Source organism: Helcococcus sueciensis DSM 17243, from assembly GCF_000423145.1.
GTDB classification, from domain to species: Bacteria; Bacillota; Clostridia; order Tissierellales; family Peptoniphilaceae; genus Helcococcus; species Helcococcus sueciensis.
This window is the reverse complement of sequence record NZ_AUHK01000024.1, coordinates 1-24,590: the sequence shown is the minus strand read 5'-3', so window position 1 is coordinate 24,590 and position 24,590 is coordinate 1. Positions and strand designations below refer to the sequence as shown.

The 24,590-nt window shown below is 29.3% G+C and carries 23 protein-coding genes; 12 read left to right on the top strand and 11 right to left on the bottom strand.

Annotated elements, in window-relative coordinates; genetic code table 11:
* Positions 1–246 (top strand): IS3 family transposase (locus G534_RS0106130; RefSeq protein WP_027348341.1); only part of this gene is annotated, 246 nt, incomplete at its 5' end.
* A gap of 120 nt (positions 247–366) precedes the next feature.
* Here G534_RS0106130 and malQ read toward each other — a convergent pair.
* From malQ to G534_RS0106095, 7 genes are all read right to left on the bottom strand, one after another.
* Positions 367–1,884: a 4-alpha-glucanotransferase gene (gene malQ, locus G534_RS0106125; protein WP_051177451.1), complete on the bottom strand. Its 1,518-nt coding sequence runs from the start codon at positions 1,882–1,884 to the stop codon at positions 367–369.
* A 1-nt stretch (position 1,885) separates the two neighbouring features.
* Positions 1,886–2,863: a LacI family DNA-binding transcriptional regulator gene (locus G534_RS0106120; RefSeq protein WP_027348339.1), complete on the bottom strand. Its 978-nt coding sequence runs from the start codon at positions 2,861–2,863 to the stop codon at positions 1,886–1,888.
* A 9-nt stretch (positions 2,864–2,872) separates the two neighbouring features.
* Entirely contained in the window at positions 2,873–3,955 is a 1,083-nt protein-coding gene (locus tag G534_RS0106115; protein WP_027348338.1) for an ABC transporter ATP-binding protein, read from the bottom strand.
* 8 nt (positions 3,956–3,963) lie between these two features.
* Complete coding sequence (locus G534_RS0106110) at positions 3,964–4,863, bottom strand: sugar ABC transporter permease (RefSeq protein WP_027348337.1); 900 nt, start codon at positions 4,861–4,863, stop codon at positions 3,964–3,966.
* A gap of 1 nt (position 4,864) precedes the next feature.
* On the bottom strand, positions 4,865–6,892 hold the full coding sequence (locus tag G534_RS0106105) for an ABC transporter permease subunit (RefSeq protein ID WP_027348336.1): 2,028 nt from the start codon (positions 6,890–6,892) through the stop codon (positions 4,865–4,867).
* Positions 6,879–7,316 (bottom strand): hypothetical protein, encoded by a 438-nt coding sequence (locus G534_RS08070; RefSeq protein WP_051177450.1) that lies wholly within the window; start codon positions 7,314–7,316, stop codon positions 6,879–6,881. The genes G534_RS0106105 and G534_RS08070 overlap by 14 nt, the downstream gene beginning before the upstream one ends.
* Positions 7,317–7,397: 81 nt before the next feature.
* Complete coding sequence (locus tag G534_RS0106095; protein ID WP_027348335.1) at positions 7,398–8,735, bottom strand: sugar ABC transporter substrate-binding protein; 1,338 nt, start codon at positions 8,733–8,735, stop codon at positions 7,398–7,400.
* A 418-nt stretch (positions 8,736–9,153) separates the two neighbouring features.
* Here G534_RS0106095 and G534_RS0106090 point away from each other — a divergent pair, with 418 nt between their 5' ends.
* The 9 genes from G534_RS0106090 to G534_RS0106050 all read left to right on the top strand — a co-directional run bounded on the left by G534_RS0106090 (position 9,154) and on the right by G534_RS0106050 (position 16,245).
* Entirely contained in the window at positions 9,154–9,984 is an 831-nt protein-coding gene (locus G534_RS0106090) for a 2-oxo acid dehydrogenase subunit E2 (RefSeq protein WP_027348334.1), read from the top strand.
* 109 nt (positions 9,985–10,093) lie between these two features.
* On the top strand, positions 10,094–10,279 hold the full coding sequence (locus G534_RS0106085) for a DUF4250 domain-containing protein (protein WP_027348333.1): 186 nt from the start codon (positions 10,094–10,096) through the stop codon (positions 10,277–10,279).
* Between the two features lie 17 nt (positions 10,280–10,296).
* Positions 10,297–11,274 (top strand): RnfABCDGE type electron transport complex subunit D, encoded by a 978-nt coding sequence (locus G534_RS0106080; RefSeq protein ID WP_027348332.1) that lies wholly within the window; start codon positions 10,297–10,299, stop codon positions 11,272–11,274.
* 1 nt (position 11,275) lies between these two features.
* Positions 11,276–11,854 (top strand): RnfABCDGE type electron transport complex subunit G, encoded by a 579-nt coding sequence (locus tag G534_RS0106075; protein WP_027348331.1) that lies wholly within the window; start codon positions 11,276–11,278, stop codon positions 11,852–11,854.
* On the top strand, positions 11,854–12,465 hold the full coding sequence (locus tag G534_RS0106070; protein WP_027348330.1) for an Rnf-Nqr domain containing protein: 612 nt from the start codon (positions 11,854–11,856) through the stop codon (positions 12,463–12,465). The genes G534_RS0106075 and G534_RS0106070 overlap by 1 nt, the downstream gene beginning before the upstream one ends.
* Entirely contained in the window at positions 12,465–13,049 is a 585-nt protein-coding gene (locus G534_RS0106065) for an NADH:ubiquinone reductase (Na(+)-transporting) subunit E (RefSeq protein WP_027348329.1), read from the top strand. The genes G534_RS0106070 and G534_RS0106065 overlap by 1 nt, the downstream gene beginning before the upstream one ends.
* A gap of 14 nt (positions 13,050–13,063) precedes the next feature.
* Positions 13,064–14,182, top strand: a complete 1,119-nt coding sequence (locus tag G534_RS0106060) for an NADH:ubiquinone reductase (Na(+)-transporting) subunit F (RefSeq protein WP_027348328.1) — start codon at positions 13,064–13,066, stop codon at positions 14,180–14,182.
* Between the two features lie 131 nt (positions 14,183–14,313).
* Positions 14,314–15,672, top strand: a complete 1,359-nt coding sequence (locus tag G534_RS0106055; RefSeq protein WP_027348327.1) for a bifunctional metallophosphatase/5'-nucleotidase — start codon at positions 14,314–14,316, stop codon at positions 15,670–15,672.
* A gap of 69 nt (positions 15,673–15,741) precedes the next feature.
* Entirely contained in the window at positions 15,742–16,245 is a 504-nt protein-coding gene (locus tag G534_RS0106050) for a type 1 glutamine amidotransferase domain-containing protein (protein WP_027348326.1), read from the top strand.
* A gap of 139 nt (positions 16,246–16,384) precedes the next feature.
* Here the strand turns inward: G534_RS0106050 and G534_RS0106045 are convergent, their stop codons facing one another.
* From G534_RS0106045 to nagB, 3 genes are all read right to left on the bottom strand, one after another.
* Positions 16,385–16,951 carry a chromate transporter gene (locus G534_RS0106045; RefSeq protein WP_027348325.1) on the bottom strand — a complete coding sequence of 189 codons (567 nt, stop codon included), beginning with the start codon at positions 16,949–16,951 and terminating at the stop codon, positions 16,385–16,387.
* On the bottom strand, positions 16,948–17,523 hold the full coding sequence (locus tag G534_RS0106040; protein WP_027348324.1) for a chromate transporter: 576 nt from the start codon (positions 17,521–17,523) through the stop codon (positions 16,948–16,950). The genes G534_RS0106045 and G534_RS0106040 overlap by 4 nt, the downstream gene beginning before the upstream one ends.
* A gap of 147 nt (positions 17,524–17,670) precedes the next feature.
* The gene (gene nagB, locus G534_RS0106035; RefSeq protein ID WP_027348323.1) at positions 17,671–18,396 is read right to left on the bottom strand and encodes a glucosamine-6-phosphate deaminase; all 726 of its coding nucleotides are present in this window, start codon (positions 18,394–18,396) and stop codon (positions 17,671–17,673) included.
* Positions 18,397–18,522: 126 nt separating this feature from the next.
* On the opposite strand from nagB, the gene G534_RS0106030 reads away from it, so the two are divergent.
* A complete protein-coding gene (locus G534_RS0106030) occupies positions 18,523–19,926 on the top strand; it encodes a cation:dicarboxylate symporter family transporter (RefSeq protein WP_034596060.1) in 1,404 nt (467 codons plus the stop codon).
* A gap of 228 nt (positions 19,927–20,154) precedes the next feature.
* Here G534_RS0106030 and G534_RS0106025 read toward each other — a convergent pair whose 3' ends face one another.
* Positions 20,155–21,237, bottom strand: a complete 1,083-nt coding sequence (locus tag G534_RS0106025; protein WP_051177449.1) for a TIGR04086 family membrane protein — start codon at positions 21,235–21,237, stop codon at positions 20,155–20,157.
* 293 nt (positions 21,238–21,530) lie between these two features.
* Between G534_RS0106025 and mgtA the strand changes: the two genes are divergently transcribed.
* Positions 21,531–24,173, top strand: a complete 2,643-nt coding sequence (gene mgtA, locus G534_RS0106020) for a magnesium-translocating P-type ATPase (protein ID WP_027348320.1) — start codon at positions 21,531–21,533, stop codon at positions 24,171–24,173.
* Positions 24,174–24,590: the final 417 nt, after the last annotated feature.

The window sequence follows — 24,590 nt, the reverse complement described above, 5'->3', positions numbered from 1 at the left end:
AGCAAATTAGAAAATAACGGAATTTTACAGAGTATGTCAAGAAAAGGAAATTGCTTAGATAATTCTCCTATGGAGAATTTTTTCGGAATATTAAAACAAGAAATTTACTATGGAAGAACATTTAAATCATTTAGCGAGCTAAAAAAAACGATTGAAGAATATATAAAATATTACAATGAAGATAGAATAAAGGAAAAACTTGGATATTTAAGTCCAGTTGAATACAGAAAATTAAATGCAGCTTAGCTGCGATTTCCCCTAGGGGAAATATTAGGACTACAAAAAACCAGAGACAAATATTTCTAAATGTCTCTGGTATAGAGTCCAACTTTTTGGGGTCACCTTATAGCTGACACCATTTTTATATTATTTTTTATTTAATCTAGAACTATTTTTTGTATATTTACATAATCTTTCTGCAATTTCTTTAGAAGGAATTTCTAAAGTTCTCCATTTCCAGTTGTTACCTAATGTACTAGGTGTATTCATACGTGCTGAATTGTCTAGTCCTAGGATATCTTGTAATTGGAATATTGCAGTGTCTGCAACTGAAGTCATAGCAAGTCTAATTATTCCCCAATTATAGCCTTCTTCATGAGTTAAACCAGCGTATTCAACAGCTCTTTGAACTGTTGCTTCATCTGTTGAGTTTAACCAACCTTGAAGAGTTTCGTTGTCGTGGGTACCTGCATATACAACATAGTCTGTTGAATAGTTGTGAGGAATGTGTTCACTATTCATTTCTGGATTGAATGCAAATTGAATAATTTTCATTCCTGGATATTCAGTTTCTTTTCTTAGTTCATATACTTCTTTTGTCATAAGACCTAAATCTTCAGCAATGATTGGTAATTCACCAAGTTCTCCTTTGATTGCTCTAAATAAATCATATTTAGGACCGTCAACCCATTGCCCATTTACAGCTGTTTCACTTCCATAGGGAATTTCCCAGTAGGATTCAAATCCTCTAAAATGATCAATTCTTATAACATCGAAAAGTTTGAATGAAGCTCTAATTCTTTCAATCCACCATTTGTATCCGGTTTCTTTATTCTTTTCCCAGTCATAAATAGGATTTCCCCATAATTGTCCAGTTTCTGAGAATCCGTCTGGTGGAACTCCACCTACATATTTGGGTGTAAGATTTGGATCAAGCTTGAAAATTTCTGGATTTGCCCATACATCTGCACTATCTTCAGCTACGTATATTGGAATATCACCAATTAGTTCTAGATTTTTACCATGAACATAGTCTTTTAAAGCTTCCCATTGTCTATAGAATATATATTGTATAAACATATAGAAAGTAATTTCTTCCCAATTATCTTGTTCAAATTCTTCAAGAGCTTGTTCATCTCTATGTTTATATTTATCTTCCCATTTTTGCCATGCAACTCCGCCATGATAGTTTTTTAGAGCCATAAATTGAGCGTAATCATTTAGCCAGATTGATTCTTTTTTTGCAAAACTTGAAAAGTCTTTTGAATCTATATCAAATCTACTAAAAGCTTTCTTTAAAATATCAAATCTTTCATGATATAAACGACCATAATCTATATATTCAGGATTTAGATTTTCGTTTAATGGAGCAAGCTCTTCTTCAGTTAGTAGTCCGTCATTTTTTAGATAATCAAGATCTATAAAATATGGATTACCAGCGAAAGAACTAAATGATTGATATGGACTATCTCCATAGCTAGTTGGACCTACAGGAAGTAGTTGCCAATATGATTGTCCAGACTCCACAAGGAAGTCAGCAAATCTTCTTGCATTTTCTCCAAGAGTACCTATACCATATGGTCCTGGTAGAGAAGAAATATGCAATAGAACACCGGCAGTTCTATTTTCGTTTATTTTTTGAAAGTTAAATCTTTCGTCTAACATACTAACTCCTAATTATTAATTTAGTTTCAACTAACATTTCTTTTACATTTTTATTATTGTTCAAAAGCAATTCTACAGATTGTCTTCCCAGTTCACTAGCATTAATATCAACACTAGTAAATGGAATATCTGAAAAATCAGCTAAATAGCTATTATTGAATGTTAAGATTTCAATATATTTACCAAGTTCGGTATATTTTTTTGAAATACCAAATGCGATAGAATCGTCTGTACAAGCTACAGCTTCATAATCAGCTTTTAATAATTCATCAGCTATATAGTAACCACTATCTATATCAAAGCTAGTATAAAATATATTATCGTCGTTATATTCAAGTCCAGCTTCTTCTAAAGCTAATTTATAACCAGTTGTTCTATCTACGGTTACAAGATATTCTGGACTACCTGATACAAAGGCTATTTTTTTCATTCCTTTTGAAATTAGATGATTAACACCTTGTTTCATAGCTTTAATATTATCATTGTTTACACTGATTATATTTTTCAAATCAGTTCTACCTACAAGTACAGTAGGGGTTTCAGTTTCGGATAAATATTGTAAAGTCTTATCATTTTTTTGAACAGATAATTTGATTATACCATCAATTTTATTAGACTGAATAAGTTTTTTCACTTTTATATCTTCATCAGATTTATCACTGCTTGAAAAAACTAATAACATGTCTTTATTATATTTATTTAAAGTTGTTGCAATAGATTGGATTGAGTCTATAAAGAATGTGTTATTTAACCCTTTTGAAGGAACTCTGTCTATTATAACACCAACCGTATCAGCACTTTTTGTAGCTAATGCTCTAGCAGTATAATTTGGTTCATAACCAGTTTTTTTGATTGCGTCTTGAACAGCTTTTCTAGTATCTTCACTAACATTAGCTTTGCCTGACACTACTCTCGATACAGTTGAAATGCTAACGCCAGATAAATAAGCAATATCTCTTATGGTTACTTTTCTGTTCATATTTATCACCTAATTTATTCTTTGTGTAGTTTCACCATCAAAGAAATGTAGTGCATCTAAATCAAATGAGAAATTATGAATTTCATCAACTTCATATTCATAGTGACCTGGCTGAGATATTACTACTTCAGTATCATCATCCATCTTAACGTATAATATTTTTTCTTTACCTAACATTTCAATAACATCTATTCTAGCAGGGAATGAATTTTCTGATTTTCCTGCTATAAATCTTTCAGCTCTTATTCCTAAAAATACTGATTTACCTTCATATGCCTTAAGAGATTTTACATCTTCTTCTTTTGGTTCTACATTAATTAGACCATTATCAGATATGAATTTTCCGTTTACAATAGATCCTTTGAAAACATTCATTGTAGGTGATCCTATAAATCCAGCTACAAATAGATTTTCAGGTTTATTGTAGAATTCTTCTGGAGCACCAAATTGTTGTATTTTACCTTTATCTAAAAGTAAAATTTTATCTGCCATAGTCATAGCTTCTGTTTGGTCGTGTGTAACATAAATAGAAGTTGTTCCTAATTGTTTGTGAAGTCTTACAAGCTCAACTCTCATATGTTCACGAAGTTTAGCATCTAAGTTTGATAATGGCTCATCCATCAAGAATACGCCAGGTTTTCTAACCATAGCACGACCTAAAGCAACCCTTTGTCTTTGTCCACCAGAGATATCTGATGGTTTAGAATATAGATAATCATTTAATTGTAGAATATCTGCTGCTTCAGTAACTCTTTTGTGTATAATTTCTTTTCTTTCATTTTGCATTTTTAATGAAAATGCCATATTGTCATAAACTGTTAAATGTGGATATAGGGCATAGGATTGGAATACCATCGGTATATCTCTATCTTTTGGTTGAACTTTATTCATTAATTTATCACCAAAAATTAGTTCTCCTTCAGTTATTGAGTTAAGTCCAGCTATCATACGTAGAAGAGTTGATTTTCCACAACCTGAAGGGCCTAAAATAACTAAAAATTCTTTATCTTCAATAGTTAAATCTATATGTCTAATAGTAAAGTTTTCTCTACCTTCATATTTTTTTCCTAAATTTTTTAATGTAACTTTCATTTTCCCTCCTAACCTTTAACTGAACCAGCACTTAAGCCTGAAACTAATTGATTTTGTAATGACATAAATAATATTACAATAGGTACTGCTGTTAAAAGTCCTCCTGCAGCAAATGCAGGTGCATTCATTGTACGTACGTCTGCTATAAGTGTTTGCAAACCAGTTGCTAAAGTATATTGGTCAATATTAGTTAACATAATTGCTGGTAACATATAGTCCATAAAAGGTCCTATAAATGACCAAAGAGCTATAATAGCAAGCATAGGTCTTGCAATTGGCATAATGATTAATCTATAAACTTGGAAGTTTGAACAACCATCTATTTTTGCTGCTTCATCAAGTTCTTTAGAAATTGAATCAATATATCCTTTAAGTATAAATGTATTCGAAGCTATACCACCACCTGCATATATCATAATTAACATAGCTGTTCTACTAAACACTGGCACTACACCAGATATGATTGAGTGCATAGCGTAGAATGCGGTAATACCTGCAAATGTAGGTATTGTTTGTATAAGCATAATTCCCATTAAAGAAATTCTTTTACCTTTGAATCTATATCTTGAGTAAGCATAACCTGTAAATGAAACTATTATTAAAGTAACAAGTGCTGTTATAATAGCTATTACTATTGTGTTTTTAACCCAAAGTAAGAATTTTGTCTTTTCAAATAAATATCTAAAATTATCTAATGAAAATATAAACTTTGATTGTAGTGAAATATATTGTCCTTGATTTCCATTAAAGGATGAAATAATCATTATTGTAAGAGGCCAAATAATAATTATTGCCCAAGCTATAAGTATCGCATATGAAAGAACAAGCATAATTTTACCAACTGTGTTTAATGGTTGTTTATCAGATAAATATAAATTTGAATTCTTATTTTTCTTTTTCTTAAACATATTAACTCTCCTTAAATGCTTTCATATCTTTGAATCCTAACCATGTAAAGAACATTAATGCTAAGGATATAATAACTGTTACAGCGGCACCCATAGCTTGATAATTACTATTTATAGTTAGTTTATAAATATAGGAAATTAGCAAGTCTGTTGAACCAGCGACATTACCATAAGTTGTTGGTACAAAAGGACCACCACCATTAAACAAATGAATAATGGAGAAGTTATTAAAGTTAAATGTATATTGTCCTATTAGTAATGGAGCAGTTTGATATAGTACTAATGGAATTGTAATATTCCAAGTTTTTTTAAATCCTGTAGCACCATCTATTTCTGCTGCTTCATATAAATCATGAGGAATACCTTGTAATATTCCTGTTGATAACAAGAATATATAGGCAGAACCTAACCATCCTTGTAATAATATAAGGGCTATACGAGTTTGCGTTGGATTATTCTTTACATCAAGAGCTATTCCAAAAATGCTTTCTACTAATTGTGGTATTGGACCATTTCTAGCAAACATTTGTGAGAAGAACATAATTGTAATAAATGCAGGAACCGCCCAAGGTAAAATGTAAATAGTTCTAAATACACCTTTAAATCTGATTCTGTCATTATTAGCTATAATTGATAATGAGAATCCTATAAATATAGCAAGTGTTGTAGCAAACAAGGTCCAAGCTAGTGTCCATAATACAATTGGCCAGAATGCTTTACCGGCTACACCTTGACCTGTTAATAATAATTTATAGTTTGAAAGTCCAAACCATTGGAATTTTGCTTGGTGATTTGGATCATAATTCGTAAATGATATTAGAATAGTTGTAAATACTGGTACAAGTACTATAAATAAAACAACTATTGCTGCTGGTGATATAACCAAATATGGGAATCCATCATTAAATATAGATTCTTTTGTTTCAAACCAAGATTTCTTTCTAATTCCTTTAATCATATCTTTTTCGACTTTATTTACATCTTTAAAGGATACATAGAATATCAATAATGAAATTAGTATTAACATTATAGATATAACACCTTCAATCATAAATATAATTGATCTATGTAGTCTAGCTCCACCTTCAGCAAGAGTGAAAAGTCCAGAAAATCCACTTCCTTGATAATTACCAAATCCTAAGAAATATGGAATGGCAGCAAAATATATAAATAATGTTCCAATAAAGAAAAGAATAGCCTTTTCATATTGCTTATTTAATAGTTGACCAAGACCTGGGATTAAAAATGTAAAATATGATAATATAGGTTTTGTTTTTTCAACTTCTTGAGGTGTCTTTCTTCTTATGTCAGAAATATCAGAATTTAATACATTTAATTTAGATTTATAATCAATTTTAATATGGTGTTTTATATTCTTGATATCTTCTTCTATAGCTTTTTTTCTATTTAAATAAGTATAAGATGTAATATCTTCTTTTGCAGCTCTTTTTTTAGCTTTAATTTCTGATTTAAGCGCTTTTTTAGAGATTATACCTTCTTTATACTTACTATTTAATTCTTTTAATTCTTGATCTAAAATTTTATTTCTTTCATTTGTTTTAGATTCGATTTCTTTTTGAGAATTATCTATTTCAGCTTGAGTAATTTTTGATAACTCATTAGTTCTATCAAGTAATTTATCTTGTAATTCTTTTTCGTTTTGAATTATTTCTGGAATATGCATCAACTGTCTTTGAGCTATATCATGTTCGAGTTGAGCATCATAGGTTAAGTCCACATATTTTTCATAAAATGATACTTTTTTTCGAGCCTTATATAAATCTTCTTCAAGTTTTTTTATTTTGTTTTCTTTAATATTTGAAAACTTTTCTTTTGCCTCACTATTTATTTGTGATAAAAAGTTTTTTTCTTTTTCCTCATATTCTTTTAATTGTTTAATATAAGGATGTGAATTTTTGTCGATATTTTTCTTATCAGAAGGGGAGGCATTGATCAAATCAATTATATATTGATTTTTTCTAGGATAGCTTCTACCAACGCTATCAAAAATCTCTTTAGAGTAACCCATTATTAACCTTCCTTTTTGTTATTGGTGCAGTTACTATTAAGACTAATAATATAATATAAAGAATATTACTTAAATAATAAAATACAGAAGAAAAGTTAAATTTTAAAATTGTATTGAATATTCTTAAGAATATAATTGCACCAAATATAAATTTATAAAGTTTTGTAATTCCAAATTTTTTATAAGTAAATACTGTAAAAATAGTTATAATAACCGTTTCTATAATAGATGCGAAATAATTAGTAAGTACAATATTTAAATAATCATTTGCGGTTGAACTAGGATTCAATTTTAAATAGCTGTTTAATAATTCATTACTTTTAGCGTATATAAGTGATTCTAGTGAATTCACAAATATTATTAAAAATGAAATGATTAAAAGTCTATAGATATATTTATTTAAAATTTTATTATTTGATTTCATATCGCACCTTTAACTATTTTATAATAGAATAGCCAAAACTACAGTTTTGGCTATTCTAAAAATATTAACTTCTAATATTTATTATTGTTCAATTTGTTGCATCATTGATTCAAATGAAGCTTTTAATTCATTGTAAGCTGCTTCAGCATTTGCTGGATTTACAGTATTCCATGATAATACAGCATTTTTCCATGTATCCCAAACTTCTCCATATTCTTTAAATAATGGTCTTGCTGGTGATACTTTGTAACTTTCTAAAACATTTGTAATTACTTCTTTATCTATATCAGATAAGTCAGAATTTTGATATGTTTCAGCTGGTACATTTTCTAAAATTTTACCAGTTGCTTTGTAGAAATCAACTGCATGTTCTGGATTAACGATTTCTTTAATTAATTCTACTGCTAATGCCATTTTATCAGCATCATCTTCAATTCTTGAGTTAGCTACTAGAGTCCATCCACCTTGCCAATGTGTTAGAGGTTTACCAGCTATTGTAATTTGTCCAATTGGATGAACTGATACATTACCAGCTTGGATTTCTTTAGCTATAACACCATCACCTGATGTAGCCCATGGACCCTCTAATCTAATAACACCATTTCCACCTGTTGTGAATTGTTCATCTATATAACCCCAACCAGCATCAGCATCGAATAGAGGAGTTTTAGAGTCGTTGTGTAATTTCCAATAGTTATATATTGCATCAAATACTGCTTTTTGATCAGCGTTTAAGCCTGCATACTCAGATGTGTATGTTGACATGAATTTTTCACCGTCTTCAGCTAGTAATTCAATTCCACCAGCATTATTTGGTGCTACACCAAACCATGCATCGAATAATGGAAGTAATACTGTTGCAGGATCTTTAACTTCTGTTAATTCAATAGGTTTTGTTACATCAATACCAGCTTTTTCAGCATTTTTTGTGTTGATAAATGTTATTAATGTTTCTATATTCATTGGGAATGCTAAATAATCATCTCCAATTTTGAAATTTCCTGTCAAACCTTCATCAATATTACCAAAACCACCTAGAGCTTCTGCCATTTCAGCTGCAGGTAAAGCTGCTAAAACTTGGTTTTCAGCATAGTTAGTAAATCTGTCTGCAGGTAGAGAAAATACATCAGCTACGTCTGCGTTTGTTGCATCTGTATTATCGATAATCTCTATATGATCAAATGATCCAGATTCAATAATATCGATTTTTGATTCAGGATGTTTTTCTAATACTCTTTTAATTGCTTCTTCATAGTATGCTTTCCAGCCTGATTCAGCTTGAACTGTAATTTCTGCCTTGATGGATTCTGAATTTCCACCTTCGTCTTTAGTTTCTTTTTCACTTCCACCACTTGGTGAACAAGCTACAAATACTAAAACTAAAGCTAGTAATAATGATATTAATTTAGTTTTTTTCATATTTCCTCCTATGAATTTGCAACCTATGAAAACGGTTGCGTTTGTTGATTTAAGTATATAAGTAAAAATAAATCTTGTCAACATTTAAATTTAAAATTAAAACTAATTATGCAATACGTTATCAGATTTATAACCATTATATAAAATTTCATTAAAATAGAAGATATTAATTAATTAATAAAAGCAGTTAAATATAGGGAAGAATGGCGATATAATAGGCGGTAAAAAGATTACGAATTTAAAAAATAAGGAATAAAAATTAAATGATAAAAGGGTTTCAATTATTACATTTTGTTAATATACATCAGTTTTAGTAGATTTGTTTTTTTGATAATGAATTGATTGATATTTTTTCCTTTATAATATAATATATAAGAATAATTATTATTTAATTTGCAATTATTAGACAGGAGAATATATGATATTTAAAAGAAAAGATGGAGAACCAATAAAGGTGGATGCTTTTATGAGATTTATACCACTTATTATGAAGTATAGATATGATGCTTTGGTTTCTTTAACACAAGAAATAGAATTATCTCCATTAGATGATTATATTAAGAAGACATATGAAGAAAAAGGAATAAGAATTTCATATATGCATATTTTATATTCAGCTTTAGTTAGAACTTTCAATGATATGCCTGGAATAAATCAATTTATTATGGGTGGTAGACATTATAAAAGAAATGATATTGAATTTTCTATGGCAGTTAAAAAAAGTTTTGATATAGACTCTGAAGAAACTACTCTAAAAATTAAATTTGAAGGTAATGAAACTCCTTTAGAAATTAAAAATATTTTAGATAAGAGAATTAATGAAGAAAAGAATGTTTTAACAAGTGGAAAAAATAAAACGGATTTATTTGTTAAAACGCTTGAAAATACACCACTATTTTTATTAAGATTTATTTTAGGTACTTTAAAGACATTAGACAAAATAAATCTAATGCCTCAAAAAGTTTTAGATGCAAGTCCATTTCATGCATCAGCGTTTATTACTAATTTAGGTTCAATAGGTCTTGATGCCGCATTGCATCATATTTATGATTTAGGAACAGTTGGTACATTTGTATCAATTGGAAAAAGAGGAAGAAAGATAGTTAAGAAAAATGATGAATTTGTAGAAGTAAAAATAATGAATATTGGAGTGGTAATTGATGAAAGAATTTGTGATGGTTATTATTACGCAAAAGCTTTAAGAGTTTTCTTTAGATACATCAATGATCCACAAAAATTGGATAAATAATTTTAGAAATATATATGGTATAGTTATGGTATGAATATCATATATATTTTTTTGCAAACTATTGCAAAATAATGGTATTATAATAAAAGAATACTAATTTGGAGATTTTATGGATTTAAATATGGATAAAGACATTTTATTTAGCATTATTAATATGAAACTAAGAGACTTCTATAGTGATTTAGATGATTTAATAGTATCAGAAGATATTGATAAGGATATTTTACTAGAGAAGTTTGATGAATATGGTTTTACTTATAATAAAGATATTAATCAATTAAAATCTTTAAATTAAATACATAGGAGGGGGAAATGTATTCGAAGTTTTTTAAAAAACAAAAAATGATGAGAACTGTCCTTATAGCTAGTGCTCCATTAGTTGTATATGCAATATATGTTTTTGGATGGAGAGTTCTTGCATTATTGCTTTGTAATATGATTGTAGCTTCTTTAGTAGAGTACATATCAGAAAAAAAATTATACAAGAAGAATCAAATTACAGAAGCAGCATTGGTAACAGCTACATTGTTTACACTTACTTTGCCGCCATCACTTCCATTTTGGATGTCAGCAGTAGGTGTTGCTTTTGCTATATTTTTTGGTAAAGAAGTATTTGGAGGATTTGGTAAAAATGTGTTTAATCCAGCTATCGTTGGTAGAGGATTCTTATTACTAAATTTCCCAGCACAAATGACGCACTTTAATGTTCCTGCAAATGGAGATAAACTGATAAATGGTTTAGCAGGATTCACTAAATGGATTACACCAAGTTTAGATACTATTGGTGGTGCTACACCGATGTTACATTTACGTAATACAGGTCAATTAGTAGGACATACAAATCTATTCTTTGGAAATATATCAGGTTCAATAGGAGAAATATCTACTTTTCTAATAATTTTAGGTGGAGCATATATGATATATAAAAAGGTAGCATCATGGGAAATGATTGTTGCATCATTTATAGGATTTTTTGCAACATCCTATATACTCATAGCACTTGGTTTTGGACAAAGCGTATATCTTCCAATTGATGGAGTATTAATGGGTGGGTTTGTATTTGGTTCATTCTTTATGGTTACAGATCCAATATCTGCACCAAAACAAATACAAGCTAAATGGTTCTATGGAATATTAATCGGTTCTTTAGTTGTTGTAATTAGATCATTCACATCCTTTGTAGGTGGTATGATGTTTGCTATTTTAATAGCTGAAGTAATTACTCCAATCATTGACTATGTATTCCAACAAAGAAACAAAAAGAAAAGATTAGCAGCGAAGGGAGCATAATATGAAAATTAACAAAAAATCAATATTATATTCTATAGTCTATATGATTGCTCTATCTGCTGTATTAACTTTCTTTTTAGCTTTAATTAATCAACAAACAAAACCTTTAGTTGAAAGAAATGCTAAGTTAAAAGAAGAGAGAGGATTACTATATGTTTTAGGTATAGAAAATGATGGGACACCTGAGGATATAGTTGATAAAATTGAAAAAAATGTTGAAGAAACAGGAAAGACATTTAATGATCAACCGGTATATGTTTATAAAGAAAATGATGAAGTAAAAGCATATGCATTAACTATTAAAGGTAGTGGTCTATGGGGACCGATTGAAGGTATTATTGGAGTAACTCCTGATTTCAAAGAAACAACAGGGATTGAGTTTTTAGAGCAAAGCGAAACACCAGGACTTGGTGGGCGTATTTCTGAAAGTGCATATAAAGAACAGTATAGAGGTGCTAAAGTTGATGATATTAGAGGGACAGTTGATGCGATTTCTGGAGCTACAGGAACATCAAGTTCTGTTTATAATTTAGTAGATTCAAATATAGCAGAGTTTATAAAAAATCAAGGAGATAATTAATGGCAAAGTATACTAAGATTATTAAAGACCAATTGTTATATGATAATCCAGTATTATTACAAGTTATCGGGATTTGTTCCGCTTTAGCTGTAACTAATAACGCTTCAAATTCACTTGTAATGGGACTTGCTCTAATATTTACAACAGGATTATCATCTTTTGTAACATCAGTATTAAAAGATATTACACCAAATCACATAAGAATGGTTATGCAAGTATTTGTTATTTCTTTCTTTGTAATAATCGTTGATTTATTCTTAAAAGCATACATGCCAGAAATGTCTGAAACACTCGGACCTTACGTTGGCTTGATTATAACAAACTGTATCATAATGGGTAGAGCTGAAGGTTTTGCTATGTCAAATCCGCCCCTAGCATCTTTAATTGATGGTGCGGCAGCAGGTGCTGGATATACACTTGTACTTTTAGCTGTAGCTATAATTAGAGAATTATTAGGATTTGGTACAGTGTTTGGAATAAGATTATTACCAGAAACTTTCACATCATGGTCACTTATGATAATGCCTCCTGGAGCATTTTTCATATTACCTATTATAATGTGGATTATGTACAATTACATTCATAAAAATGAAAAAAAAGGAGGTAAATAATGCAAATTAGTCCTTTAGTTATATTTTTTGCATCAATATTTACATCTAATATGATATTTTCAAACTTTTTAGGTATGTGCTCATTTATAGCAGTTTCTAAAGAGGTTGAAACAGCAGCAGGATTAGGGCTTGCAGTAACATTTGTACTTTCAATTACAACTGTACTAAATTATTTTATGAACCAATTGCTTGTATCATTAGGTTTAGAATATTTAAGTTATATTATATTTATTATAGTAATCGCTGCTTTCGTACAAGTATTAGAAATGATTTTAGAAAGATACATTCCAAATCTATATTATGCATTAGGAATTTTCCTACCACTTATCACAGTTAACTGTGCTATCTTAGGGGTTACATTATTTATGGTTGCTAGAGATTACAATTTCTTACAATCACTAATGTTTGGTATTGGTTCTGGATTAGGTTGGGCATTAGCTATCGTATGTATGGCAGGAATTAGACAAAAATTTAGAGAAAAAAATATTCCAGCTGGATTACAAGGTGCTCCAATTACACTTATAATTACAGGTATTATGGCTATGGCATTTATCGGGTTTTCCGGTATGGTGTCAATTCAATAGTAAAGGAGAAATAAATGGGTGAAGTATTAACTACAACCGGGATTATAGCTCTTATTTCAGCAGCTTTTGCTATACTATTGAGCTTAGCAGATAAATTTTTAAATAATTATGGTATTGTAAAATTAAATATTAATGAAGAAAAAGATTATGAAGTAGAAGGTGGACAATCTTTATTAAATACATTGAAGCAAGAAAAGATATTTTTACCATCAGCATGTGGTGGGAAAGGTACTTGTGCATATTGTAAATGTAAAGTAAATGAAGGTGGTGGTCCAGTATTAGCTACTGAAAAACCATTTTTATCAGCTCAAGAGGAAAAAGACAATGTTAGACTTGCTTGTCAAGTAAAAGTAAAGAATAATATTGATATCGAAATTCCAGAAGATTTATTCAATGTTAAAGAAATTGAAGCTGAAGTTGTAGAAAAAATTCCTATGACTGATAGAATTGTTAAGATTAGATTTAAATTACCTGAAGGTGAAACAATTAATTTCAAACCAGGTCAATTTATGCAATTACAATCTAAACCTTATCCAAAAGGTGAAGATTATATGGCTCAAGATGAATCATGGGATAGAGCTTATTCAATAGCTTCTTCAGCAAATGACCATGGACATATTGAATTATTAATTGGTCAAGTTCTTGAAGGTAGAGTTTCAACATATGTTCATAAAATCTTAAAAGAAGGTGATAAAGCTACATTAGTTGGTCCATTTGGTGACTTCTACTACAGCGATGATGATAGTGAAGAAATCATAATGGTTGCAGCTGGTACAGGTTTTGCACCTATAAGATCAATTCTATATCATATGCTTGATAATGATATTAAGAAAAAAGCAAGATTTTACTTTGGTGCAAGAACAAAAGATGATTTATTCTTGCTAGATGAAATGAAGATGTTTGAAGAAAAATTACATGACTTCAAATTTATGCCAACATTATCTAGACCAAGTGAAGCAGATAAATGGACAGGAGATACTGGTAGGGTAAATAACTCAATAGATAAATATGTAGATGAAAATACAAAATACTCTGCATATCTATGTGGTTCTCCAGTGATGATTCAAGGTATAGTAAAATCATTAGTTGATAAAAAGGTTAGTGAAGATCATATATTCTTTGATGAATTCTAATAAAATAAAATAAAATTTAGTCCCATGATATTTATCTGGGACTTTTTTTATTTATGAAGATTGATTTATATATTCAATTAGTGATAAAATTTTAATTCGAAGATTTATATAATTTTTAGGGGGGGGGAATTATGATTATAAATATCTATCATACAAATGATATTCATAGTAATTATGATTTTTTTAAAAGAGTTCATGCTTATATAAGAGAAAATAAAAAAGAAAATGACTTATATCTTGATAGTGGGGATTTTTTAGATGTATCAAGTTTATTAGTTGAGTTTGATGGTGGAATATCAGCTATGGAAATCTTTATGGATTCAAAGCTTGATTGTATGACCATTGGTAATAATGAAGTTGATCTTGGTTTATATAATTTAGAAAAATTAATGGATGAAGAATTCCCAATTATATCTTCAAATATTTATAGTAGTGAATTAAAACCTCTAAGAAATTTAAAAAGATCAATGATAATTGAAGTTAAAGATATTAAATTTTTAATTCTTGGAGTTTCTCCATACTTTAGTAATAATCTTAAATATTCTTCCTATAATACTTTTTATTTATTGAATGATATACAGGCTACAAATCCAGTTGATGAGTTAAAAAAAGAGTTTGAAAGATATAAAGGCCAATATGATCATGTAATATTTTTATCTCATAGCGGACATTTTGTAGATGAATATCTAAAAGAATTCTTTAATTTCGATTTAATATTATCTGGACATACTCATGTAATTATAAATGAAGGAAATTATACTATGTCTGGGAAAGGTGAAACTCTTGGTAAGATTACAATTGATGTAGATAAAGATGAATTGAAAGTACTTGAAAATATTCAAATAGATTTACCAAGTGTTACAAATGAGAGATTTGATAGGATTTTTTCTGAAAAAATGGAGATAGCGGGAAAAATTTTGTCTAAAGAAATTAAAGTTGTAAATGATTTAGATTTTGATCCTTTCAAAGAAAATATATTGATTAATTTCTTATGTGATGCTTTATATAAACATTATGATGTTGATTTTGCATTTATGCATAATGGAATATCCGAAGGTCCACTTACAAGACCTGTATCAAAATATAGTATTCATAAGAATTTCCCTTCAAAACTAAATCCAACTATTTTTACAGTTAAAGGCTCAGATTTAAGAAAGGCAATATTACAATCCTTAGATTATGAATTTATCCGACAAAGCGGTAAAGGAGCAGGGTTTAGAGGAACTGTGCTTGGAACATTAGGATTTTCTCACAATGTAAAGATAAATGATTCTCCTTTTTCAGTTAGAATAAATGGGGTTGAACTAGATGATGAAAAAATATATAAAGTCGCAAGTGATGATTATTTGCAAAGAGGAACTGGCTATACAAGTCTAAGAACATTCGAAGATGTAAAACATGATAAATATTTTATAAGGGATTTTATAACTTTATACCTTGAAGATGAAGAAGTCTATGAGCAATCTAAAATTAAACGAATTGAAAAATAGTTTTTATTTATCTATAAAGGGTATTTATAGCTTGTAGACAATCATTTATATAAAATTAATGGAGGAAATATGAAAAAAATAGCAGTTTTGATTGAAAATTTATTTGATGATGAAGAGTTAATTGTTCCATATCATAGATTAAGAGAAGATTATGAAGTAGTTTTAGTAGGTACAGAAGCTGATAAAGAATATAAATCAAAATCAGGATTTGTTAAGAAAAGTGATGTAGCTTCAAAAGATGTGAAAGCTTCCGATTTTGATGGTGTAGTTATTCCTGGTGGATTTTCTCCAGACTATATGAGAAGATCTAAGGATACTGTAAATTTTGTTAAAGAATTACATGAACAAGGTAAACCAATTTCTGCAATATGCCATGCAGGTTGGATGCTTGTAGAATCACTAAATCTAAGTGGTGTTAAAATGACATCAACAGCTACAATTAGAAAAGATATGGAAAATGCAGGAGCAAATTGGGTAGACGAAGAAGTTGTAGTAGATAATAATATTGTAACTTCAAGAAGTCCATTGGACTTACCAGCATTTATGAAAGAATTTATTAAACTTGTAGGATAGTATAAAATTTATTATATATATAAGTAGTTAGGTTACAATTGTAATTTTTGCAATTGTAACCTGCTCTCTTTTAGATAATATTCACAAAGTATCCAGAATATTAAAAATCCCCCAAAATAAAAATGGGGGATTTTTGCATTTAAAACATCATATCCTGCAGAAGCGTAAGGACTATGCCTAAGATAGCACCTATACTAATTAATTTAACCATTTCAACTTTTTTTACATATAATATAAAGCCTACAATAAAAGTAAATAATGCAACATATGAAATATTTGAAAATGCTAAATTCAAACCATTAAAAATAGATTCGTGCATCATATCTAAGGTTGCAATAAATATAAGTCCAGCAATTGCAGGTCTTAAAGCTTTTATAATTTTTGTCATAAATGAAATTTCTCTATCTGAAAAATAAAGTTTTGCAAGTAAAATCATTATTATTAATTGTGGTAAAATAATTGCTGTAGATGCAACAATTGAACCTGAAAATCCGGCGATTTTTGTGCCTACAAAAGTTGCTCCATTTAATGCTATAGGACCGGGTGTCATTTGAGAAATAGTCACTACATCTGCCATTTCCCTAAAACTTAACCATCCATGTTTTTCAACAACTAAGTTTTGAATAAATGGTAAAATTGCATAACCACCACCAAATGCCAAAAAGCCTATTTGTAAAAATGTTAAAAATAATTGTAATAATATCATGGAATCTTATTCTCCTCAACTATACTAAATAAAACAAGCCCTAATAATCCAACGAAAAGTATAATTAATCCGGTATTAATATTGAATACGAAACTTGCAATAAATGCGGATAACATAACAATTAAACTAAATATCTTATTAGTTGCTAAAGCTTTTTTTGCCATATCATATGAGGTAATTAGCAATATTGCTGAAATAATTCCTCCCATACCGGTAAGAGCAGCTTTAACATAATAATTATTTGAAAATTCTTTGTAAAAGTATGAAATGATGGTAATAATAACTAAAGAAGGTATTGCTGCAGAAATAGCTGCTACTATGGCTCCAAGTGTTTTATGGAGTCTATATCCAGTTAAAATAGATGCATTAATAGCCATAGGTCCAGGACCAGATGTAGCAATAGAAACAATATCTAACATTTCATTTTCAGATATTAAATTTCTTTTGATTGAAAATTCATCCTTTATAACTGGAACGATAGTGTAACCTCCTCCAAAAGTAAAAGACGATATTTTTAAGAAAATAAAAAACATTTTTAAAATACTTATATTATCTTTATTCTTAGTTTCCATAAATTCCTCTCAATTTTTATCTATAATACAATAATATTAAATAAATATATATAATTCAAATAGAGTTATTTGATCAAAAAAAATCAGCAATATATTCGGGTTTGATTCCAAAAAATATTGCTGAATATTATTTAATATGATTATTGATTATAGCAAGCTGGCAGCTTCTTTATCTACAATAATTGTTACATCTGGATGCAATTTTAATAGTGTAACTGGAATTTGTGGAGTTATATAATCATTTTGTAATGATTTAATTGCATTAGCTTTATTTTGACCAGAAGCAACTAAAATTATTTTTTTTGATTTGAATATTGATCCTAACCCCATAGAAATAGCTTGTTTTGGTACATCATCTGCACTATCAAAGAATCTTGAATTTGCTTCTATTGTAGATTCAAGTAAATCGGCAACATGAGTTGGTGTTAATAATTTTGAATCAGGTTCATTAAAACCTATATGTCCATTTTCTCCAACACCTAAAATTTGTATGTCTTGTCCACCTAAAGATTCAACGATTTTATCATAGTTTCTTGATTCTAATTCTAAATCTTCCGCAACACCATTTGGTATATAAGTATTATCTTTGTCAATATCAATATGATCAAATAGATTAGTATTCATAAAATATCTATATGATTGGTCATGATCACCAGATAAACCTATATATTCATCTAAATTTATAGTTTTAACATCTTTGAATGAAATTTCTGAGGATTCGTATTTTTTTATTAACTCTTTGTATAAGCCAATAGGAGATGATCCTGTAGCTAAGCCTAAAACAGCCTTAGGATTGTTTTTAATAACAGCAGCAACGATATTTGCTGCTTCTAAACTTAATTCATCGTAGTTTTCTTTTACTAAAATTTTCATAATTGCCTCCATGTTCTTTTTTAAATAATTATATCACATTGAAATATTAATGAAAAACATTATATAAATGTTTAGGGTTTAAAATAGTGGATATAAATATAAGTACTGAAAAGAGGAGGGGTAATTATGAACAATTTTTTATCTAATTTTTTAAAAATTAGTACAGTGCCAACATTAATTTCAGTAGCAATATTAGCCATTGCAATATGGATAATGCTATTAACTAAGAAAAAGAAAATGAAGTTTTCTAATCGAATGTTAGTAGCTTTGATACTTGGTATTGTGATTGGTGTGGGTATAGACTTAATATTTGGTAAAAATGAAGTTTTTAACAATATTTCAAGACAAGAAATTTCAATTTGGTATTATTTAGTAGGTGGCACATTTGTTAAATTGATACAAATGATGGCAGTTCCAATTGTATTTTTATCAGTGTTTTTTGTTATTTTAGATTTTGAAGGTAAAAACATTAAAGGTTTTACATTTAAAACATTAGCTTTATTACTTGGAACTACTGCAATATCAGCAATGGTTGCGATAATATTAGTAAATGTAACAGGTCTGGTAAATAAACCATTTGCTGGAGATATTTCTGAAGGTATGACAGAAAGAATTTCAGGTATATCTCAACTATCATTTCCACAATATTTTGGAGATATAGTACCAAACAATATATTTAATGCGTTTGCAAATAATGGGGGAGTTATATCAGTTGCTTTAATTGCGGTTTTATTTGCTATTTCAGCCAAGTTCTTAAAATCAAAAGGTAAAACAGAAATTAATCCAGTAATAGACTTTTTAAGAGGAGTTCAAAAATTAGTAAATTCAGTTTTAATAAATATAATCAAAATTATGCCGTACGCAATTGTAGCATTGATAGCAAATACAATAATTTCTAAGGGTATCGATTCAATAATAGCTTTAATAGGATTTATAGCTGTATTATATCTTTCAGTTTTTGTAATGCTTTTAGTTTATATGATTATGTTATCAATGGTAGGATTAAACTCAGTTCAGTTCTACAAAAAAGCATTTCCAACTATGATATTTGCATTCTCTTCTAGATCAAGTTTAGGTACATTACCACAAACAATAGATACAATGGTAAATAAATTAGGAGTTTCTGAAAGAACAGCTAACTTTATTGGACCATTATCTACAACTGTAGGGATGAACGGATGTGCAGGTGTATTTCCAGCAATGCTTGGTGTATTAGTAGCACAAGCTGCAGGAGTTGAACTTAATTTAGCATTTTACTTTTTATTAGTACTAGTAGTTACTTTAGGTTCCATAGGTATAGCAGGAGTTCCAGGAACAGCTACAGTGGCTGCAACAGTTACATTAAATGGTATTGGTCTAGGACAATACTTTAGCAGCGTAGGTTCAGTATTTGGAATTGACCCAATAATTGATATGGGAAGAACAATGCTAAATGTTACTGGTTCCATGGTATCTGCTTTGGTAGTAGATAGATGGGAAGGAACTCATAATAAAGAAAAATATGATGAAGAAGTTATAGATGAAGATTAAATGAAAGATGATATTTCATAAATCTTTACAAAAAAGATGAGAGCTTTTAAAGTTCTCGTCTTTTTTTGTACCTATAATTGTTAAATATATTAGTATATATAGTATGTACACTCTATTAATTATAAGATTTAATTAAAATTAATTATAAAAAAAGATGATGAGAAGAATAGACTTAACTAATCTTCAACATCATCATATAATTTAATCTATATAATAAAATTTATTTTATTAATTTTCTTCTATAAATTTTTTATTAGATACTTTTGAACCTAATGATCCACCATACATTGCAGCAAATGCACTTAATAACAATCCAACAAAGATTAATAATGAAGCCTTGCTTGATGTACTTGCTACATCATTACCTGTTTCTTTTGCTTCTTCCACAGTATTTTCAGCTGTTACTTTAGCTTGTTCTACTGCTTTTGTAACTTCTACTGAAGCTTCGTTAAATGTTTTTTCTGCTTGTGCATATGTTTTTTGTAAACCGTCATAAATGTTGTTAGATATTTCTTTAACTTCAGCTTCTGATAGGTCTGAGTTTTTTGATACTGCTTTTGTAATATCTTCTTGTGATACTGAATTTGCAATATCTTCTGCTCTTGCACCTATTTTGTTTGCTGTTTCCTTAGCAATTGTTTCTGCATTTTCAGGATTTAATGCTATATCTTTAGCTGCTTGTTTAATTTCTTCTACTGATACATCAACTTGTGATTGTAAATATCCTGGTCTTAATTTTTCATTTTCTGAGTCTTTTAAGTATTTTTCAACATTAGCTTGTAATTCTTCTGCATCAACTCCATCAACTTCTTGAGCTACTTTTTCAAAAGCTGTAGAACTTAATGATGATATATTTTCAGATACTGTAGATGCTGCTTTACCTGCTACATCTGTAGCAACCTTTGTTACTGATCCTGCTGTGTTTGCTGCAGTCTTAACTGTTGCTGTAACAGCTGTAAATAGCATAGTAACAACTAGAGCTATTGATAATGCCCATGATAAGAAACCGTGTAATAAACCAACTTTTTTAGCTGCTAGACCTCCTACAAATCCTGCTGCAAATAAAGATATTAATAATTGAACTACTGTCCATATACCAACACCTGTAAATAATCCACTAAATGGATTTGATGATTGAAAGTCTAAAGTTGCAAATCCAATTGATGACCCTATAAAACTTAATAAAAACATTATAGCTACAAATGTAACTGCACCTGCGATTATAGCTGACCACGAAATATTATTTCCTATTTCATGTCTACTATTTCTTCTTTCAATTCTTTCTTGTAATACTTCTTCTCTGTTTTTCATAATTCCTCCTTGTACTTGATACATTATTATATATAACCGATATTTCGATTATGAAACATATTTCACAATACTAAGATAAATTAAAACCGAATAAAAAGATTATAAAACGGGTGAATTCAGTGTTTATAGAAGAAAATATTTTTTTTATTTTTCTATAGTTTTTTATAATTTTTAGAGTTACAACAAATAAAACTATCTTTATCTATGTGTTATATTTATTTTAAAATCCTTTATAAATTGAAATAAGCTTATAAATATTAATTATGCTATAATAATTTATCAGGAGGATTTTAATGGATGTATATAATAAGGATAATAATATGGTAAATAAAACGGAAGAAAAAAAACAGAGAGATATTAGAAGATATTCTCAAATGTCTATAGAAAATATATTTGATAAATTAAATACAAGTAATCAAGGATTATCTAATGAAGAAGTTGAAAGAAGACAGGAAAAATATGGGAAAAATTCTATTGAAGTGGAAGACAAGTATACAGATTTTAAATTATTTTTAGAATCACTCATTAATCCCTTCAATTTGATATTGATTGTAGTTGCCGTAGTTACTTACTTTACGGACGTAATTTTATCTCCTGATAAGGACTATATAACAGTATCGATTATAATTTTAATGGTTGCAATTTCAACCGCAATTTCCTTTATACAATCTAGAAACTCAAATAGGGCTGCTAAAAGTCTAAAGGATTTAGTCGCAAATACTTGTCATGTAATCAGAAATGGTGGAATTGTGGAAATCGACGTAGATGAAGTTGTTCCTGGAGATATAGTAAAACTTTCAGCTGGTGACATGCTTCCTGCAGATGTTAGATTTATACAAACTAAAGATACATTCTTATCTCAATCCGCACTTACTGGAGAATCAAATCCGATTGAAAAGTTTACAAACTTAAGAGATAAGGAAGAATATAGTCTTGTAGATTTAGAAAACATTGGTTTATTAGGTACAGATTTAGTATCAGGTTCTGCAACTGCAGTAGTGGTTCATACTGGACAAAATACATATTTTAGTACCATCGCTAAATCACTAGAATCCGGGAGAGAAAGAACATCTTTTGAAAAAGGTGTAAATGAAGTCTCTAAACTTTTAATAAGAATGATGCTTCTGATTATCCCGCTAATATTTGTAATAAACGCTGTAGTGAAAAAAGATTGGTTAAGCGCCCTACTATTTTCAATAAGTATAGCCGTAGGACTTACTCCTGAAATGCTTCCAGTAATCATGACTTCTACTCTAGCTACAGGGGCCCAAGCCATGAGCAAAAAGAAGGTAATTGTTAGAGATTTAGGGTCCATTCAAACTTTTGGAGAAATGGATGTTTTATGTACAGATAAAACCGGCACTTTAACGGAAGATAAAATCGTTTTAGAAAAATATATAGACCTTAGAGGAAATGATGATACAAGAGTTTTGAGAAATGCTTATCTAAACTCCTACTTCCAAACAGGACTTAAAAACCTTATCGATCTAGCTGTAATCAATAGAGCTGAAAAAAATGGCCTCACTGAGATTTTGAATAAGTATGAAAGAATAGATGAAATACCTTTTGACTTTAACCGTAGAAGGATGAGTGTTGTACTTCAAGATGAAAAGGGTACAAGACGTTTGGTCACAAAAGGCGCCGTTGAAGAAGTCATGGAAATATGTTCTTATGTGGAAATAGATGGTGAAGTACTTCCACTAGGCGAAACAGAAGAGAAGATAGCTATGGAAACATACCTAAAACATAACCATGATGGACTTAGAATCATAGCTGTAGCACAAAAACATGAAGTCCCAGATGAAAAACATTTTTCTGTAAAGGATGAATCTGAGATGATTTTAATTGGATTTATAGGATTTTTAGATCCACCAAAAGAATCTGCTGCTGAAGCTATCCAAGCCCTTAAAGACCACGGTGTAAAAACTGTTGTTTTAACAGGAGACTCAGAAGGTGTTGCTCTAAAGGTATGTAGTGAAATCGGACTTAATATAGATGAGCACTATACAGGCACACAAGTAAGTAATATGACCGATCAAGAGCTAGCTGATGTTGTAGATAGGACTCAATTATTTAGTAAATTGGACCCAATGCAAAAGAGAAGGGTAATTGAAGCCTATAAAGAAAAAGGGCATACAGTAGGTTATATGGGTGATGGAATAAATGATGCCCCTGCCCTTAGAAGGGCCGATGTTGGTATTTCAGTTGATTCTGCTGTTGATATTGCTAAAGAAACCGCTGATATTATCCTATTAGAAAAGGACTTGATGGTACTTGAAGAAGGTGTACTTGAAGGTAGAAAAACCTTTGGAAATGTGATGAAATACCTAAAGATGTCAGTTTCTGGTAATTTTGGTAATATGGTGGCTGTAATAGTTGCTTCAATATTTTTACCATTCTTACCAATGCTTCCAGTCCATATCTTAACTCAAAACTTGCTTAATGACTTCGCGCAAATAGGTATAGCTTTTGATAATGTAGACCCTGAATACTTGAGATCACCAAGAAAGTGGAATTCAAAATCCATAAAATTATTCACATATATAATGGGACCAATATCATCTATATTTGATATTTTAATCTTTGCTTCCCTATGGTATATATTTGGATATAAAACTTTAGAATTTGCACCACAATTCCAAGCTGGATGGTTTGTATTTGGTACAGTTTCACAAATAGTCATCACCTATGCTATAAGGACTGAAAGAATACCATTTATTAGGTCAAAACCTGCTAAAGGTCTTGTGATTTCAACACTACTAGTTAGTTTAGTTGCTATATCAATAGCATTTATACCACAAATAGCTATACTTGTAGACCTGGTTTCACCTAATATTAAATATCTATGGGTAATGCTAGGAATCATTTTACTTTACTCACTAGTGGTAGAAGTGGTTAAAAAATTTTTTATGAACAGATTTGGTGAATGGTTGTAATTGAATATTTACTGAAAGGTAATTATGCATAAATCTATGAGTAAAAAAGACGAGAACAAAAAAGTTCTCGTCTTTTTATAATTTTATAACACAATGGTGGTGTTGCAGATTAGTTAAATCTAGTCTACACACCACCTTTTTTCTTAAATATCTAAATTTAGACATTACAGTCTAGTCTTAAATTTTTGATTTTTCAAAAATTTATAAATACACCCCTAAAAATAGGCGCACTTAATAAAGCTATGCTTTTTTACAAATATTTTTCTAAGCAGCTTTATATTTTATTATTTCTAAATTGTTTTTAATTATCTTTGATGATAATTTATTTAAGTTTAAGGCTATTGATAAAAGGTTTATTTCACTTCTTACATTTAGTTTTCCTGTATGATTAAATCTATTGTATGATAAACCATCTTT